Annotated in this window: 16 protein-coding genes; 8 read left to right on the forward strand and 8 right to left on the reverse strand. The window is 34.4% G+C overall.

Annotated features, from left to right (window positions below; genetic code table 11):
- Positions 1-146: 146 nt before the first annotated feature.
- The 7 genes from K7G79_RS12900 to K7G79_RS12930 all read right to left on the reverse strand — a co-directional run bounded on the left by K7G79_RS12900 (position 147) and on the right by K7G79_RS12930 (position 6,727).
- The gene (locus K7G79_RS12900; protein WP_223552010.1) at positions 147-1,118 is read right to left on the reverse strand and encodes a Gfo/Idh/MocA family protein; all 972 of its coding nucleotides are present in this window, start codon (positions 1,116-1,118) and stop codon (positions 147-149) included.
- Positions 1,119-1,129: 11 nt separating this feature from the next.
- Complete coding sequence (locus K7G79_RS12905) at positions 1,130-1,852, reverse strand: YebC/PmpR family DNA-binding transcriptional regulator (RefSeq protein ID WP_223552011.1); 723 nt, start codon at positions 1,850-1,852, stop codon at positions 1,130-1,132.
- A gap of 66 nt (positions 1,853-1,918) precedes the next feature.
- Positions 1,919-2,209: a 4a-hydroxytetrahydrobiopterin dehydratase gene (locus tag K7G79_RS12910; protein WP_223552012.1), complete on the reverse strand. Its 291-nt coding sequence runs from the start codon at positions 2,207-2,209 to the stop codon at positions 1,919-1,921.
- 45 nt (positions 2,210-2,254) lie between these two features.
- Positions 2,255-3,097: a sugar nucleotide-binding protein gene (locus tag K7G79_RS12915; RefSeq protein ID WP_223552013.1), complete on the reverse strand. Its 843-nt coding sequence runs from the start codon at positions 3,095-3,097 to the stop codon at positions 2,255-2,257.
- 78 nt (positions 3,098-3,175) lie between these two features.
- Positions 3,176-4,261: a glycine cleavage system aminomethyltransferase GcvT gene (gcvT, locus tag K7G79_RS12920; RefSeq protein WP_223552014.1), complete on the reverse strand. Its 1,086-nt coding sequence runs from the start codon at positions 4,259-4,261 to the stop codon at positions 3,176-3,178.
- Between the two features lie 186 nt (positions 4,262-4,447).
- Complete coding sequence (locus K7G79_RS12925; protein ID WP_223552015.1) at positions 4,448-5,800, reverse strand: DEAD/DEAH box helicase; 1,353 nt, start codon at positions 5,798-5,800, stop codon at positions 4,448-4,450.
- A gap of 36 nt (positions 5,801-5,836) precedes the next feature.
- Positions 5,837-6,727, reverse strand: a complete 891-nt coding sequence (locus K7G79_RS12930) for an aldose 1-epimerase family protein (protein ID WP_223552016.1) — start codon at positions 6,725-6,727, stop codon at positions 5,837-5,839.
- Positions 6,728-6,807: 80 nt separating this feature from the next.
- Here K7G79_RS12930 and pabB point away from each other — a divergent pair, with 80 nt between their 5' ends.
- Entirely contained in the window at positions 6,808-8,097 is a 1,290-nt protein-coding gene (gene pabB, locus K7G79_RS12935) for an aminodeoxychorismate synthase component I (RefSeq protein WP_223552017.1), read from the forward strand.
- Between the two features lie 16 nt (positions 8,098-8,113).
- Here the strand turns inward: pabB and K7G79_RS12940 are convergent, their stop codons facing one another.
- Positions 8,114-8,806, reverse strand: coding sequence for a hypothetical protein (locus tag K7G79_RS12940; RefSeq protein ID WP_223552018.1), 693 nt, complete (start codon positions 8,804-8,806; stop codon positions 8,114-8,116).
- A 125-nt stretch (positions 8,807-8,931) separates the two neighbouring features.
- Here K7G79_RS12940 and tilS point away from each other — a divergent pair, with 125 nt between their 5' ends.
- From tilS to K7G79_RS12975, 7 genes are read left to right on the forward strand one after another with little or no spacing between them, the layout of a single operon-like run.
- Positions 8,932-10,245, forward strand: a complete 1,314-nt coding sequence (gene tilS, locus K7G79_RS12945) for a tRNA lysidine(34) synthetase TilS (protein WP_223552019.1) — start codon at positions 8,932-8,934, stop codon at positions 10,243-10,245.
- A gap of 37 nt (positions 10,246-10,282) precedes the next feature.
- Positions 10,283-11,902, forward strand: a complete 1,620-nt coding sequence (gene ade / locus K7G79_RS12950; protein WP_223552026.1) for an adenine deaminase — start codon at positions 10,283-10,285, stop codon at positions 11,900-11,902.
- Positions 11,903-11,945: 43 nt separating this feature from the next.
- The gene (locus K7G79_RS12955; protein ID WP_223552020.1) at positions 11,946-12,917 is read left to right on the forward strand and encodes a YheT family hydrolase; all 972 of its coding nucleotides are present in this window, start codon (positions 11,946-11,948) and stop codon (positions 12,915-12,917) included.
- Between the two features lie 55 nt (positions 12,918-12,972).
- Complete coding sequence (locus K7G79_RS12960) at positions 12,973-13,428, forward strand: (2Fe-2S)-binding protein (protein WP_223552021.1); 456 nt, start codon at positions 12,973-12,975, stop codon at positions 13,426-13,428.
- 11 nt (positions 13,429-13,439) lie between these two features.
- Positions 13,440-15,647 (forward strand): molybdopterin cofactor-binding domain-containing protein, encoded by a 2,208-nt coding sequence (locus tag K7G79_RS12965; RefSeq protein ID WP_223552022.1) that lies wholly within the window; start codon positions 13,440-13,442, stop codon positions 15,645-15,647.
- A gap of 10 nt (positions 15,648-15,657) precedes the next feature.
- Entirely contained in the window at positions 15,658-16,686 is a 1,029-nt protein-coding gene (locus K7G79_RS12970) for an XdhC family protein (RefSeq protein ID WP_223552023.1), read from the forward strand.
- Between the two features lie 2 nt (positions 16,687-16,688).
- Positions 16,689-17,312 carry an NTP transferase domain-containing protein gene (locus K7G79_RS12975; RefSeq protein WP_223552024.1) on the forward strand — a complete coding sequence of 208 codons (624 nt, stop codon included), beginning with the start codon at positions 16,689-16,691 and terminating at the stop codon, positions 17,310-17,312.
- Positions 17,313-17,412 lie beyond the last annotated feature (100 nt).

The following is a 17,412-nucleotide window of genomic DNA, read 5'->3' on the forward strand; positions in this document are numbered from 1 at the left end:
CTTTAAAAAGGATAATGTTAATCCTACTGATTATTTATTTTTAAATTGTTGGCTAATTTAAAAATAAAGGCTGGCAATAGTCTTATAATTTTGTTAAAAAGAAATTGAAAAGTATATGAATTATTTAATGTTTTGGTGTTAACACATCATTTTAAAATTTCACTCATAACCCAACTGGTATGAAGGGCTGTTTGTCCAGTAGAAGGGTGTGATTTAGCATTTCCCATCAAATAGTTTCTCATGTTTTCAACATGATACATTTGTATATGTTTTGGGTTTTCAATGAAGCAAGATTCCTTTTTTGTTTCAGAAAGGAGTTCAATATTTCTTTCTTGAAAAACGGAAAAGGATATGGTTCCTTTATTGCCGTAAATAATAGCTTTATCTGTATAACAATAACTTCCAAAATTCCAAGTTCCAGATCCAGTAATATAATTTTCATGCATCCAGTAGCTTGTTATTGCATCTTTGGCACTATAGAGGCCTTGCTGGTTAGTGCTAATCCCGCTAACGGTTTTTATATTACCTAAAAGAAAAATAAATAAATCGATGGCATGTGATGCTATATCATCAAAATAGCCACCAGGAGCAATTTTGGAATCAGTTCTCCAATTATAAATTTTAGAAAGATCTGCTTTGTTTGCAGGTCTAATAAGATTATAACTAATATGTCTTATATCACCAATATAATTATTATCTATCCATTGTTTTACCTTATTGAATCTGGGTAATGAACGTCTGTAATATGCTACAAAAAGTGGAATATTCTTATTACTAAAAGCATCATTAATATCTAAAGCTTCTTGATAAGTTGGGGTGATAGGCTTTTCTATACAACAAGGTTTACCTGCTTTGGCTACCTTCATGGCATAATACTTATGGGTATCAGGTGGGGTTGCAATATAAACCGCATCTATATCTGGGTCATTTATTAAAGTATCAGCATTTGTATAGTATTTTTCAACACTATGCCTTTGTGCATAATCCATTACTTTTATTGGATCACGCCTCATTACGGCTTTTAGGTTAAAGCCTTTTGTTTTTTTATAGGCGGGACCACTTTTAACCTCGGTAACATTACCACAACCAATAATACCCCAATTAATTATTTTAGACATCTAATTAGACATTAGTCTTCCTGACTTTCCTCCATTGTATGATAAACATTTTGAACATCATCATCCTCTTCCAGTTTTTCCAATAGTTTTTCTACATCGGCAGCTTGCTCAGGACTCAAAGGTTTTGTGACTTGAGGAATTCTTTCAAATCCAGAAGATAGTATTTCAATACCTCTGTTTTCTAACTCTGCTTGAATAGCACCAAAACTTTCAAATGGAGCATAAATTAATATACCATCATCATCCACAAAAACTTCTTCAGCACCATAATCTATAAATTCTAATTCCAATTCTTCAGGATCTAAGCCTTCAGCATTGACCCGAAAATTGCAGGTATGATCAAACATGAATACAACAGAGCCTGAAGTACCTAAACTACCGTCACACTTATTAAAATAACTCCGTACATTGGCAACAGTTCTTGTATTGTTGTCGGTAGCGGTTTCAACCAAAACGGCAATACCATGAGGGGCATAGCCTTCAAAAAGAACTTCTTTATAGTCACCTTGACTTTTATCTGAAGCACGCTTTATAGCACGTTCAATATTATCTTTGGGCATGTTAACCGACTTGGCATTTTGAATGACTGCCCGTAATCTGGAATTACTATCCGGATCTGGTCCACCTTCCTTAACGGCCATTACAATATCTTTACCTATACGCGTGAAAGCCTTGCTCATGGCTGACCAGCGTTTCATTTTCCTTGCTTTTCTAAATTCAAAAGCTCTTCCCATAATGTGCTATATATTTGTTTTTTTATGAAGCGAAAATAATAATGATTTATTTAAGGAAAAAATAAATTACTCTTCGGGTTCAACAATCATTTCAATAGCTTCGGCCAGCTTAAAATCCTTATCTGTAACACCATGGGCATCATGGGTAGATAGTGATATGGTAAGTACATTATATACGTTACTCCAATTAGGGTGATGGTTTAAGGCTTCGCATTCAAAAGCAATACGGCTCATAGCACTAAAGCAGTCTTTAAAGTTTTCAAATTCAAATTCGGCATGAATGGCATTATCATAGTAATCCCAATCTGGAAAGCGTAGTAATCTTTTTTCGATATCCTGTTCTGAAAGTTTATCCATTTTGTTATATTAAAAAATAGCAGTTTAAGCCAATGTAACCAATTTTTAAACTAAATGCAACGTTTTTAAAACATCTTGGCTATAGAGTTGTAAATGTTTTGGAAGTTTATTGAACTTAGGCAAAACGGCTAAGTACCTATCATCGTTAGTGGTATAAACCCGTTTATAAATCACCTTGCTGTTTAATTGTAAGGCAGTAATAATTTCGTTTATAAATTCATCATGGTGTACCAAATCAGTACTACCCAAATGAAAAACACCAGACTTGTTTCGATTGATTATATAATGAATTTGCTGAGTAAATTTGTCATCTGAAGTTACATTCATGATTAGATTTGGAAATACTTCAACGGGTTCTTTATCTTTTATAAGCTGCAGGATCTCCATTAGTCTGGGGGATTGGTTTCCAAATACCATGGGTAACCTTATAATAGCTGTTTGGGTTTTAGGCAAACGGAAGAGCATATTCTCAATTTTAATCTTAAAATGTCCATAAATGCTGTTGCTATAGGTTTTGTCATTTTCATAACTCGGATATTTGCTATAGGCGTCAAACACATTGGCAGACGATAAAAATATGAGTTTTACTTTTTTATTAGATATATATTCTCCTAAATATTGATGGAGTAAAACCTGTTTGGAAAAATTCCCTCTTAATGCAGAAATAATTATGGATGGTTTTACAATATCTAGGATTTCATATATATCATCCAATTCAAAATCGTACTGAAAAAAATGATGATTTTTCTCGTAAGTTTTATTGGAAGTACAGTAGGTCCCAAATGTTTTAAAATAGGAGCAGAGTTCTTTATAAATGGCATTGCCTAAAAAACCACTGGCTCCTAAAATTAAAATTCTTTGTTTACTTTCCTCTGCCTTCCGCTTCATCAATTTTAATCGTTAATCTAAATCTATAAGGTATTTGTTTAAAATCCATGTTGTACTTTAAACCTCTAACCTTACACATTAAAAATCTTTATAAAACGGAAGCTTTACAACCGTTGCAGAAACAGCATTTTTGCGTATTTGTATATTTATTTTAGAACCTACTGCAGAGCATGCCGTTGGCACATAACCTAAGCCGATACCCTTACCCAATGATGGCGACATCGTTCCAGAGGTTACATTACCAATTACGTTGCCATTATCGTCAACAATATCATAGCCTTGACGAGGAATACCGCGTTCATCCAATTCAAATGCAATGAGATTACGTTTTGGACCCTGTTCCTTTTCGACTTTTAATGCTTGAGAATTTGTGAAATCTTTAGTGAATTTTGTAATCCAACCCAATCCCGCCTCAATAGGCGAGGTGGTATCGTCAATGTCATTTCCGTAAAGGCAATACCCCATTTCCAAACGTAGGGTATCCCTAGCAGCCAAACCAATAGGCTTTATGTTAAAATCGGCTCCAGCTTCAAAAACTTTTTCCCAAATTTGTTTTACTTCACTATTCTTGCAATAGATTTCAAAGCCACCACTTCCGGTATATCCTGTGGCTGAAATAATAACGTGTTCTATTCCTGCAAAATTACCTACAACAAAATTATAGAACTTTATGGAAGATAAATCCTCATTAGTTAAGCTTTGCATTGCTTCAATAGCCTTTGGACCTTGAATGGCAAGCAGGGAATAATCGTTACTTAAATCACGCATTTTAGCACCAATATCATTTTTTGATTGGATCCAGTTCCAGTCCTTTTCAATGTTACTTGCATTAACAACCAATAAATATGTATGTTCTTTAATCCTGTAAATAATTAAGTCGTCCACAATACCACCGGTTTCATTGGGCAAACAACTGTATTGTGCTTTTCCAATGGTAAGCTTTGATGCGTCGTTACTTGATACTTTTTGGATAAGCTCTAAAGCTTGTTCGCCTTCAATTAAAAATTCACCCATGTGTGAAACATCAAAAACACCGACTGCTTTACGTACGGTTTCGTGTTCTATATTTACGCCTTGGTATTGCACAGGCATAATAAATCCTGCAAAAGGCACCATTTTTGCCCCTAAAGCTTCGTGTGTGGCTGTTAATGCTAAATTCTTCATTCTTTAGTAAAAATTATTTGAAAGCAAATGTAGTTCTTTCTAATCAAGTCAACAAGGAAGCAATTGGTAAAGATATTGTGTTTATTGATTAAATAATTATTTTGTAAGAATCAACTATCTCTAAAAACCATGAATCTATTGCTATTTAAAAAAACAGCATTTTACCTCTACTATTAATATAGCAATCTACTTTCTTTTCTTTCTTCTATTGAAGTTTTTATCACCTCTTGTTTTTGGTTTTTTATACTTTTTGGCTATTTCCTTTCGGTATGATCCTCCTAGGTTAACCTTTTTGTTATTTTCTTTCTTTTCATGGAATGCTGGCCCTGGAGCATCTTCAACGCCTTGCTTCAATGGATTGTAGTGTTCTTTTATTTGAGGACGTTCTTCTTCAGTTAATTCGCTTGAAATTTTTACCAATGCAGGAATATTTGATACTGAAATTTTCTTTTGCATAAGGCTTTCAATACGATTTAATGCATCTTGTTCTTTTTCAGTTGAGAAGACAATGGCGGTACCTTTACGTTCGGCACGTCCTGTTCTACCTATGCGATGCATGTAGTTTTCAGGATATTCTGGTGTGTCAAAATTGATAACGTGAGATACATTGTCAATATCCAATCCACGAGCCATCACATCAGTTGATACTAGAATCCGGTGTTTGTCATCTTTAAAATTTTCAATGCTCCTCAATCTATAATTTTGGGTTTTATTGGAATGGATCACACAGAGTTCGTTATGGAATGTTTCTTCTAACCTTTCAAACAAACGATCTGCTATGCGCTTGTGGGCTACAAAAACCAACACCTTATTGAAGATTTTAGAGTCATGTAATAAATGGGTTAATAGATTAAACTTGGTGTTAAAATTAAGTACCTTATAGCCTATTTGCTCAATATTTTCCAAAGGTGTACCAGAAACTGCAATGGAAATACGTTTAGGGGCTTTAAAGAAATCGTTTAACAAGTCATCAACATCCTGTGTCATGGTGGCTGAAAACATGATATTTTGTCTGCGTTCGGGAAGAATATCAAAAATATTGGTGAGTTGGTGCCTAAACCCAAGATCTAGCATAACATCAACTTCATCAATCACAAGTTTTTGAATGGACTTTAGCTGAAGTACCCTGCTTAATGCTAAATCGTACAAACGTCCAGGTGTGGCCACTAAAATATCCAAACCTTCTGAAATAGCTTGTTTTTGAGTGTTAATGTTAGTGCCTCCATACACTCCCAACACACGGTTGTTAATATATTTTGAAAGTTTTTCAATTTCTTCAACAACTTGTATCACCAATTCACGAGTAGGCACTAAAATAAGTACCCTGGGATTGTCCTGTACAGAAAAGGATAAGTTTTTTAGGATAGGAAGCATATAGGCAAAGGTTTTTCCTGTACCTGTTTGAGCTATACCCACCATATCCCTGCCAGATGAAACCACATTAAATGCCTGTTCCTGTATTGGTGTAGGTGTTGTAAACCCTAAATCGTCAAGGGCATTTAAAAGAGGTGTTCTTAAGTTTAAATCTGAAAAAGTCACAACAGTAATTTAAGCAACAAAGCTACTATTAATTTATTAGACCAAAAGCGAATCGCTAATTTCTATAGTATAACTGGCCTCAAATGATGTATTGGGAGCTAAGGATATGATGCCTTCTTTGGTCTTAAAATCCTGATTGGTAGTTTCGCTATCTGCTATACCCAACCAAGGTTCAATACAAACATAATCGCCTTCTGGTTTTGCCCAAATGCCCAAATAGGGAAAATCATGAAAGCTTACTGTTAGGATGTTACCATGATGTTTACTTTTTAAGGTAACCCTTTTGGACTTTAAATTCTTAAATACCAAAGCATCTTTGCTAAACAGGTCGTGTGTTAACGCTATTCGGTTCGAATGGTTAAGTACAGTTTTGGTTATATTAGTCATCAGTCCGTTTTTCAAGTTAATTAAATATGTTTTGAGAGTTTCCTTGTGTTCAAACATTAGAGAATAGTCCTCATAAGATTCATCCTTAAAAACAGGACATTTAAATGCAGGGTGTCCGCCCACTGAAAAGTACATAGGTTTATTGTCTACATTTTTTATGGTGTGGGTTACTTTAATCCTATTGTTAATGAGCAGGTAACTAATATAAAATTCAAATTTAAAGGGATATGTTTTTAATAACTCCTCGTTATAAACCAATTTAAAAACTAGACTGTTGCTGGTTTTATTGTTTAGTTCTATTTTGTTATTGTGCCTTACAAAACCATGCTTTGAAAGTTTGTAATTATTTCCTTCAACATTATATGAGCCATTCTTTAATGCTCCAATTATTGGAAATAAAACAGGTGAATAACCCGCCCAAATATTGGGATTACCGTTCCACATATATTCGTTTTTATATTTTACCGATGTGATCTTACAAAGTTCGGCACCAATTTGGTTGATGGCGATTTCTAATTTACCATTTATAAGTGTATGCATTCCAATTTGATTTAAAGTACATACAAAACTCTTACTTTTTAAGGAATCTGTTTAACTTTACCATTTAATTTTTCTATTTGTTGAGAACATCACAAACTTATAATATAGGACATCTTGAAATGTTCAAAAATCAGTTATTGAAATGGGCACAGCAATTTGATGATATTGTTTGGTTGGATTCCAATAGCTATGCTCAAGAATATGCCAACTTCGATGCTGTTTTGGCAGTAGATGCATTTACATGTATAAAAACCGATTACCTTGAAGCATTTGAAAAGTTAAAAGTCTATAAAACCCATACTAGTGATTGGATTTTTGGTTATCTTACTTACGATTTAAAGAATTCCATGGAAGATCTATCTTCTTCTAATTTTGACGGTTTGCATTTCCCTGATCTGTATTTTTTTCAGCCTAAAAAATTATTTTTAATTAAAGGAAATACTGTTGAACTTCAATATTTAAAATATATTGAAGCTGATATCGTCCAAGACTTAAATGAGATTAAACAAATTAACACAACAACAAAACATAAAAAGAATGATATCAAAATTAAGCTTCGCATTCATAGGGATGAGTATTTTGAAAAAGTCAATGAAATATTAGCGCACATCCATAGAGGCGATATTTATGAAGCTAATTTTTGTCAAGAGTTTTATGCTGAAAATACTGCAATACACCCCTTGGAAACTTACGAGCGACTAAATAGTATTTCTAAACCGCCATTTGCTTCTTTTGTAAAGATAAGTGATAAATATGTGCTGAGTGCTTCACCAGAACGTTATATGCTAAAAAGAGGGCTTCAAGTTATTTCACAACCCATCAAGGGAACATCAAAACGATCTAGTAATTCCCATGAGGACGCTTTATTTAAAACAGCATTGGCAAACGATACTAAAGAACGAAGTGAAAATATTATGATTGTGGATTTGGTGCGTAACGATTTATCCAAAACGGCCATAAAAGGCAGTGTTAAAGTTGAAGAGCTCTGTAAAGTTTACACCTTTAACCAAGTACACCAAATGATATCAACTATTACTGCAAAAGTTGACCCTAATACATCCCCTGTTGATATTATTAAAAGCACCTTTCCTATGGGCAGCATGACAGGAGCGCCTAAAATTTCTGCTATGCAAATTATTGAGGCCTTAGAGGAAACCAAACGAGGTGTATATTCCGGTGCTATAGGTTATTTAACGCCAAAAGGTGACTTTGATTTTAGTGTCGTTATAAGAAGTATTTTATATAATGCCTCCAAAAAATATGTATCTTATTCTGTTGGTGGCGCCATTACAGCAAAGAGTATGCCCTTAAAGGAATACGAGGAATGCTTGGTTAAGGCCAAAGCCATGCGTACGGTTCTGGAAAATTAAATTCTTGAATAATCTCTTAGTCTAATTTACTTTTTATTGACTCTATAGCTAAAGTTAAAATGTATTCTACACGTTTAGGGCCTATATTCTTTATTTTAGCAATATCTTCATAATCTAATTTACCAAATACAAACAGGTCTACAATATCAGATATAGAAATAGGAGAAGAAGCATAAAATTTCCCTAGCATATTTTTTTGATGTAAGTGCTCAATATTTTCAATTTCAAAGGCATTTGCAATGGATGTGTCATTGTCATCATAAACAAAAATGTGTTTGTGCTTTTGTTGTTGTTTATAAGAAATATCGTTTAAGTCTTCATTCATTATAAAATCAAAATCTTCGTCTACAGTATATTGTTCTTCCAATCCATCCAATTCTTCATGTAAAATGGCGTCCGTGCTAAATGTGCTTTTGTGAAATGCTTCTTTTTTGAAAAGCGTATCTAAATCGGTATCTACAATCTTAAAAAGCTTCAGTTTAATTGCTAACGGTTCTGAGTCAATGTCATAACCTTGCTCATAAAATTTTACTATGGCCTCATCAATTAAATCAGTTGAATTATACATGTTCTTGGGAATAATGCCGGTTGATTCGGCAATGTATATCCTGTGATTTACATAGGCTCTTAAATGCTGCGTTATTGCAACTACTTTCCTATTAAAAGTTTTTTGAAAGTTTTTATCGGTTAATTTTTTTATTGAGCACATAACAAAAGGTATTAAAAATATAATCTAAAGTTACAAAATAGCTTGAGTTGTCATATGACATTTGTCATTTAAACTAAGAATATTAATAATGAATTATAAATTGGCAATATTGTATATTTGAACACATGTTCGAGCTTTTTAAAAATCATATAGATTCTCATTTGCCATTTTTAAGAGAAGGCAAACTCCTAGTTGCTATTTCGGGTGGCTTGGATAGTGTAGTATTGACACATTTGTGCCATGAGTTGAAGTTAAACATAGCATTAGCTCATTGTAACTTCAATTTACGGGGAGATGAAAGTGATTCTGATGAGACTTTTGTGTTGGATTTGGCTGAAGATTTATACTTAGAAGTATTTGTTGAAAATTTCGATACCAAAGGTTATGCTGATGCACACAAGTGCTCCATACAAATGGCAGCTAGGGAGTTGCGTTATCATTGGTTTAGTGAACTAGCTGAACAACTGCATTTCGATTATATTTTAACAGCTCATCATGCCGATGACAATTTGGAGACATTTTTAATTAATTTTACTCGTGGAACAGGCATAGAAGGTTTAATGGGCATCCCAAAAGTTAACGGCAAGTTTGTGAGGCCCTTGTTGATGTTTTCAAGTACTGATATAGAAAATTATGCCATTAGAAATGCTTTAAAATGGAAAAACGATAGCAGTAACAAATCGCTTAAATATTTACGAAACAAAATAAGACATCAGGTGGTTCCCGTGTTAAAGGAAATTAACCCAAGTTTACTGCAAAGTTTTTCAACGACTTTGAATAATTTAACCGATGTATCAATTATTGTTTCTAATAGTATAGATGACTTTTTAACTAAGTCAGTCGAACGCATTACAGAAAACGAAATTTGGTTTAGTATAGCAGCATTTAAAAAACAAAATGCTCCAGGTGCTTATTTGTACCAAGTCTTTAAGGATTACGGTTTTACCGAATGGAATGATGTTTTAAATTTGCTGGATGCACAACCAGGAAAACAATTGTTTTCCAATACGCATAGGCTTATTAAAGATCGTGAGTATTTGTTGTTAACGGAAATCAATGTCCAAAACCAACAAAAGAGTATTACTATTCCAGAATATGAGAATGAGATTCACACTCCTATAGGAATGTTGTCGTTTAATGTTGTTAAAGAAATTTTAAAAGAGGATTTAAACACGATTTATGTTGATGCAGAACAACTGAAGTTTCCACTAATATTGAGAAGGAAGCAGGAAGGGGATTATTTTTATCCGCTAGGTATGACTGGGAAAAAGAAGTTGAGCAAATACTTTAAAGATGAAAAACTATCACTTTTGGATAAGGAAAACACTTGGCTGTTATGTTCAGGAGAGGTTATAGTGTGGGTGGTTGGCAGACGAGCCGACAATCGATTTAGAGTCAATAAGAATACAAGTAAAATTTTTAAAATAACATTAAGATAATTTCTCATTTAGGGAAATGTCCAAAGGACACAGAGGTATGAAACTACAAGGCAATATTGTCGATATACCCAACCGACGTATATTTAGAGGAGAAATCAACATTAAAGCTGGTAAGATTGAAAATATTGAAGAAAAAGATCATGATGTAGCACATTATATCTTACCCGGTTTTGTTGATGCACACATTCATATAGAAAGCTCCATGTTAGTGCCTAGTGAATTTTCCCGAATTGCTGTAAGGCATGGTACAGTGGCCACGGTTTCCGATCCACATGAAATAGCCAACGTTTTGGGTATAAAAGGCGTTGAGTTTATGGTTGAAAATGGAAAGCAAGTCCCTTTTAAATTTAATTTTGGAGCACCATCTTGTGTTCCTGCAACAACTTTTGAATCAGCAGGTGCGGTTATTGACGCTGAAGCTATAAAAAAACTTTTAGAAAACCCCAATATTAAATACCTAGCAGAAATGATGAACTTCCCAGGGGTCTTGTTTGATGATGATGAGGTTTTAAAAAAGATTGCTTGGGCTAAGCATTATGGTAAGCCAATAGATGGTCACGTACCAGGTGTTATAGGAGAAGGCCTTTCAAAATACATCAACGCAGGGATTTCAACTGACCATGAATGTTTTACTTATGAAGAGGCATTGGAAAAACTCCAAAAAGGAATGAAGATTTTGATTAGGGAGGGAAGTGCTGCCAAAAACTTTGATGCATTAATCGATTTGTTGCCTGTACACTATAAAAATATGATGTTTTGTAGTGACGATAAACATCCAGACGATCTAATGGCTGGGCACATCAACCAGCTATGCAAACGAGCTGTAGCTAAAGGTTTTGATGTATTCAAAGTATTGCAAGTGGCATGTGTAAATCCTGTAAAGCATTATAATTTGGATTTGGGTTTACTAAAAAAAGGAGATGTAGCTAATTGTATAGTGGTAGAGGATTTAATAACCTTTAAAACCTTACATACCTATATTGATGGTCAATTAGTGTATACTAATAGTGACTCTTTAATACCAAAAGTAAGGTTTGAAAATCTAAACAATTTCAACTGTAGTAAAAAAGGTGTAGCAGACTTTAAAGTAGCATCTTCAGAAACTAAAATAAGAGTTATTGAGGCTTTGGATGGTCAATTGGTCACTAACGAAATGGTTGGAGAAGCAAAACTTAGTAGCGGTAATCTCATATCAAATATTGAAGGCGATGTTTTAAAAATGACAGTAGTTAACCGATATAGCAACAAGAATCCGAGCATGGCTTTTATTAAAGGTTTTGGTTTACGTGAAGGAGCAATAGCATCTTCGGTGGCGCATGATTCCCATAATATCATTGCGGTTGGTGTTTCAGACGAAGCCATTTGTAAAGCCGTTAATTTAATCATTGAAAATAAGGGCGGTATTTGTGCTATATCAAATACCCAAGAGCATATCATGCCGCTTCCGGTTGCTGGGATTATGAGCGATAAAGATGGAGAAACCGTTGGAAGAAAATATGCTAAATTAGATAAGATGGCAAAACGTTTAGGGTCCAATTTAAAAGCACCCTATATGACTTTGTCCTTTATGGGCTTATTGGTTATTCCATCGTTAAAGTTAAGTGACAAAGGGTTGTTTAATGGAACGGATTTTAAATTCACTTCACTTTACGTTTAATTTTCATCCTACCAAGTGCAAACTGCTAACTGAAAACTAATTTATGCCTGTATTAGAAACTACCTACAAACCTCCATTTTATTTTAAAAACGGTTTTGTTTCCACTGTATATTCAGGACTATTTCGACGTGTTTCCTTAAAACAGGAGCGAGAAAGAATGATATTAAGTGATGGAGATTTTCTGGATTTAGATTGGAGTTATTCTAAAGTAACTAGCAAAAAGCTTATTATTTTATTACATGGTTTGGAGGGTCATGGGCAGCGTCCTTATGTAACTGGACCAGCCAAACTTCTTAATGAAAATGGTATCGATGCAGTTTGTGTCAATTTGCGAGGGTGTAGTGGAGAACAAAATTTAAAGTACTACAGTTACCATTCTGGCTCAACAGAAGATTTGATCGCAGTTATTTTGCATGCCATAAAAACGAAACAATATGCTGAAATCTACCTAAAAGGAATTAGCTTAGGCGCCAATTTAATATTAAAATATTTGGGTGAAGGGAATGTAGTTCCTCCCGAAGTAAAAGCAGCCCTAGCTATCTCTGCGCCATGTGATTTATATGGTTCCTGTAAGATGCTCCATAAATTTAAGAATAAACTTTTTCACGATCGATTTTTAAGGGATTTACTGGCGCGGTTAAAAGACAAACAAAAACGATTTCCAAAGGAATTATCGCTAAAGACTTTACTCAACATAAAAACTTTAAGGGATTTTGATGAGGTCTACACTTCAAAAGCGCATGGATTTAAAGGAGCTTTGGATTATTATGAAAAATGTAGTAGTTCACAGTTTCTTCCTAATATTAATATTCCAACGCTTATTATTAATGCTTTAAACGACTCATTTTTATCTCCAGAATGCTATCCTGTACGAGAAGCTAAAAACAACATCAATTTATATTTAGAAATGCCTAAATATGGAGGGCATGTCGGGTTTATAGATAAGGTTAATGTATATTATAACGAAAAACGGACATTAGATTTTATAAAAACCATGTTAAAACCAATATCGTAACATATTGCGGTATATTTTTTTGTATCTTGAAGTGCTAATATTAATTCTGTTTACTATGCCAGTATTTACTTTAAAAATAAACAACAACACTTACACTGTCGAAGCAGATAGTGACACCCCTCTTTTATGGGTTTTGAGAGATTATTTGGATTTGTTAGGAACCAAATATGGTTGTGGCATTGGACAGTGTGGTTCTTGTACCATTCATGTAAACGGTAACGCCATTCGTAGTTGCTTGCTGCAGGTTTCTCAAGCTGAAGGAATGGACATCACAACCATTGAAGGGCTTTCAGAAGAAGGTTACCACCCGGTACAACAAGCGTGGTTAGAGCATGACGTTTACCAATGTGGTTATTGTCAAACTGGACAAATTATGAGTGCTGTCGCCTTATTGAAGAATAATCCAAATCCTTCTGATAAAGAGATTGATGCTGCTATGAGTGGTAATATTTGTAGGTGTGGTACTTATGTAAGAATAAAACAGGCTATTAAAACCGCTTCTAAACTTTAAATTAGTACATTATGACAAAGATAAGAACACATTATAACCGTCGTTCATTTTTAAAGGTTTCTGCAGCCGCAGGAGGTGGTATGCTCATAGGGTTTAGCTGGTTTACTGGATGTACTTCGGACAAAAAAATAAAGAATAAAGTGGCCATTCCCAATGAATGGTTTGAAATAAACGGTTATATAAAAATTGGAGACACAGGTATGGTAACAATATATTCTCCCAATCCAGAAATTGGCCAGAATGTAAGAACTTCAATGCCTATGATTGTGGCCGAAGAATTGGATGTTGATTGGGATAATGTTGTTGTTGAACAAGGTGCTTTAGATGAAGATGCGTTTAAAAATCCTCAATTTGCAGGAGGAAGTTTATCTATTAAATTAAGTTGGAATGCTTTAAGAATGGCCGGAGCCACAGGCAGACGAATGCTACTTGAAGCTGCTGCCAAAGAATGGGGGCTGGTGATTTCTGATTTAAAAGTTGACAAAGGCGTTATTAAAGAAAAAAATGGAGAACGTGTAATTAGCTATGGTGAAATAGCTTCTAAGGCAGTGGGTATTGAGATTCCAGAAGAAATAGAACTCAAAGACAGTAATGATTTTAAACTAATAGGTAATAGTAAGAAAAATGTTGATGGAGAGAAAATAGTAAAAGGGAAACCTTTATTTGGTTTAGATTTTAAAAGAGAAGGTATGCAATTAGCTATGATACAGCATCCTCCAGCCTTTGGAATGAAACTAAAAGACTTTAATGAAGATTACATTAAATCAATGCCTGGAATCGTAGATGCATTTGTTATCGACACAGAAATTAAAGATAAAGCTTGGTGTGATGAAAAAAGTTTTTTCCAGCTAATAGCTATAGTAGGTAAATCAACTTGGCAACTCATAAAAGCTAAAGAAGCGATAAAAGCTAATTGGGAAGTAATTTCAGAATTTGAAAATTCAGATTTGCATGCAAAATATCTAGAAAATGCACTGGTTTCAGGTGAAGTTAATGAAAGCCGAAAAGATGGAGATCCTGAAACTGCTTTTAATAAGGCTACCAAAGTGATTGAGCGTACCTATTCATCACCTTTTTTACCACACAATACATTGGAACCCATGAATTTTTTCGCTCATGTTACCGAGAATGATGCAGAATTAATCGGTCCAACACAAACACCTAAGGCACTCGAAGATGCGGTCTCCAAATTATTAAATTTACCTGTTGAGAATATTTCCGTAAACATGACCCGCATGGGAGGGGGCTTTGGTAGAAGGCTTTATACGCATTTTGGAGTTGAAGCTGCGGTCATCTCAAAAAAAGCAGGAACACCTATCAAACTTATTTATACTAGAGAGGATGATATGACGCAAGGTACATATAAACCCGCTTATCAATCGATTTATAAAGCAGGTTTAGATGAAAATAACAATTTGATTGCTTTTAGTGCTAAAGGAGCTGGTTTACCTGAGGGTCCTGTTTTTCCAAATCGTTTTCCTGCTGGTACTATAGATAATTACCTAGCTGAGAAAATAGATGTTGTAACTAATGTCACCACAGGTGCTTGGCGTGCACCTAGATCACATTTTACCGCTGGAGCAGAGCAGGCTTTTTTAGATGAGATTGCTGAATTGGCAGGAAAAGACCCTATAGATTTTCGTTTGGAATTATTTGATTGTGCGATTAATAGTCCTGTAGGTGAAAATAATGACTATGACGCTGAGCGTTATGCAGGTGTATTAAAATTAGTTAAAGAAAAATCTAATTGGGGACAATCGATAGCTGGTATTCATCGCGGTGTAGCCGCTTATTTTTGTCATGATTCCTACGTTGCCGAAGTAGTAGATGTAGTTTTAGAAAATGGAAAGGCAAAAGTTAAGAAAGTATGGTGTGCTGTCGATTGTGGCATTGTAATAAATCCAGATGCGGCAATCAATATGATTCAAGGTGGCGTTATTGACGGTATAGGTCACGCCATGTATAGTCAACTAACTTTTGACAGTGGAGCTCCTAATGAAACAAACTTCGATAGGTATCAATTAATAAGGCTTTCACAAGCACCTGAAGATATTGAAGTATTCTTTGTGGATAGTAATGTTGATCCAACTGGTTTAGGGGAACCTGGTCTACCACCAGCTGTGGGTGCTTTGGCAAATGCCATATATCAAGCTACTGGACAGCGAGTGTATAAGCAACCTTTTGCCAATAATATGGCATTAGAAAAAGTTGTTGGGTAGAGGACTGTTTATGACTCACGAATTTAAAAACATAGTTGAACGGGCTTTGTTAGCTAAAACCTATGGTATTACATCGGTTTTAGCTTCTGTAGTGGCTTTAGATGGTTCGTCATATCGTAGACCGGGTGTTAGAATGTTGGTCTTGGAAAATGGTGATATGGTTGGTGCTGTTAGCGGTGGCTGTGTGGAAAAAGAAGTATTGTTACAATCGCAATCAGTTTTTAAAACAGGTGTGTCTAAAATTATGACTTATGATGGCCGTTACAGGTTAGGTTGTGAAGGAGTTCTATACATTTTATTGGAGTTGTTCGATCCGCAAGAGGAATTTAGTCATGCTTTTTTTAGCTGTTTGAAGAAGAGAATACCATTTCAAATCATTTCTTTTTTTGAAAAAAATGAAAGAGTATCTAAAGGTTTAGGTTCTTATGTTAAAATAAACGACACACTATTTTCTATTTCAAATCCAACTATTGAATACGAGAATAATAAACTTTCTGTTTTTAGACAAAATATGCTTCCACGTTTTAAAATTGTTATTATTGGTGCAGAACATGATGCAGTTAAGCTTTGTCAATATGCCACACTAACTGGCTGGGAAGTTGATATTATAGCAGGAGTAAATGAATATAAAACTTTAGAAAATTTCCCAGGTGCAAATTCTTTTACTAGTACAACAGCAGAATCTTTGGATGTGAATACCATTGATTCTCAAACGGCCATTATACTCATGACACACAACTTTGCAACTGATTTACGATATCTCGTAGCACTTAAAGCCACTATGCCAGCTTATATAGGCCTTTTAGGTCCATCGAAACGTAGGGATGATTTATTAAATCAATTTATGGAGTATTGCCCAGAAACTGAAGGAGACTTTTTAGAGCGTATCCATGGTCCAGCGGGATTAAATATAGGTTCGGAAACACCGGAAGAGATTGCTATATCCATTATTTCAGAAATTTTAGCATTTACTCGAAATCATGAACCGATGCCACTAAACCAGAAAAGAGGAGAGATTCATACTAAAAAGATGCTTTAGTTTTGTCAGATAAAGCTTCAAATATTACTCTGGTTATTTTAGCAGCTGGAGCTTCATCCAGAATGGGTACTCCAAAGCAATTACTTTCTTGGGGAAATGATAATTTAATAACTCATGCCATTAATAATGCATTAGGTTCTAATGTTGAGGAAGTTATTGTGGTTTTGGGGGCAAATAATGATATTATATTTCAAGAAATAAGTCACTTACCTGTAACTATTGTTTTTAATAATCAATGGAAATTAGGACTAGGGAGTTCTATAGCTTCTGCCATAGATTATTTGAATAATCAAGAGGAAAAACCTAAGGGTGTATTAATAACTTTAGCAGATCAACCATTAGTGACTTCAGAACATCTTAATGAATTGATTTTAAATTTTTCACCAGGTACAAACCAAATCATTGCAACATCATACTCTAATCGTAAACAGGGCGTTCCAGTTCTATTTGACTCATATTATTTTAGAGCATTATTGCAATTGGATGGTGATTTTGGGGCAAAGTCAATACTTGTGAAAAACCAAACTTTTGTAAAAAATATAAACCTTAATTTTAAGAATATTGATTTGGATACACTAGAGGATTATAAAACGTTACATGCTCAAAACTTTAAACCTCTACATTAGATGTAAAGGCACTAGCGTCCAAAAGTTTTAATTTTAAAGTAGCCTGAGAATCCCGTATTTTAGATTTGTGATAAAAAAATACGAATTATGGGACTCTTCA

The sequence above is a fragment of the Aestuariivivens sp. NBU2969 genome (assembly GCF_019931125.1).
Lineage (GTDB): Bacteria > Bacteroidota > Bacteroidia > Flavobacteriales > Flavobacteriaceae > Aestuariivivens > Aestuariivivens marinum.

Coding starts and splice junctions, on each gene's coding strand:
- K7G79_RS12955 (WP_223552020.1), top strand. CDS start 11,946: ATGCCTGTATTAGAAACTACCTACAAACCTCCATTTTATTTTAAAAAC.
- K7G79_RS12970 (WP_223552023.1), top strand. CDS start 15,658: ATGACTCACGAATTTAAAAACATAGTTGAACGGGCTTTGTTAGCTAAA.
- K7G79_RS12930 (WP_223552016.1), bottom strand. CDS start 6,727: ATGCATACACTTATAAATGGTAAATTAGAAATCGCCATCAACCAAATT.
- K7G79_RS12915 (WP_223552013.1), bottom strand. CDS start 3,097: ATGAAGCGGAAGGCAGAGGAAAGTAAACAAAGAATTTTAATTTTAGGA.
- K7G79_RS12960 (WP_223552021.1), top strand. CDS start 12,973: ATGCCAGTATTTACTTTAAAAATAAACAACAACACTTACACTGTCGAA.
- gcvT (WP_223552014.1), bottom strand. CDS start 4,261: ATGAAGAATTTAGCATTAACAGCCACACACGAAGCTTTAGGGGCAAAA.
- K7G79_RS12965 (WP_223552022.1), top strand. CDS start 13,440: ATGACAAAGATAAGAACACATTATAACCGTCGTTCATTTTTAAAGGTT.
- ade (WP_223552026.1), top strand. CDS start 10,283: ATGAAACTACAAGGCAATATTGTCGATATACCCAACCGACGTATATTT.
- tilS (WP_223552019.1), top strand. CDS start 8,932: ATGTTCGAGCTTTTTAAAAATCATATAGATTCTCATTTGCCATTTTTA.
- K7G79_RS12900 (WP_223552010.1), bottom strand. CDS start 1,118: ATGTCTAAAATAATTAATTGGGGTATTATTGGTTGTGGTAATGTTACC.
- K7G79_RS12940 (WP_223552018.1), bottom strand. CDS start 8,806: ATGTGCTCAATAAAAAAATTAACCGATAAAAACTTTCAAAAAACTTTT.
- K7G79_RS12905 (WP_223552011.1), bottom strand. CDS start 1,852: ATGGGAAGAGCTTTTGAATTTAGAAAAGCAAGGAAAATGAAACGCTGG.
- K7G79_RS12910 (WP_223552012.1), bottom strand. CDS start 2,209: ATGGATAAACTTTCAGAACAGGATATCGAAAAAAGATTACTACGCTTT.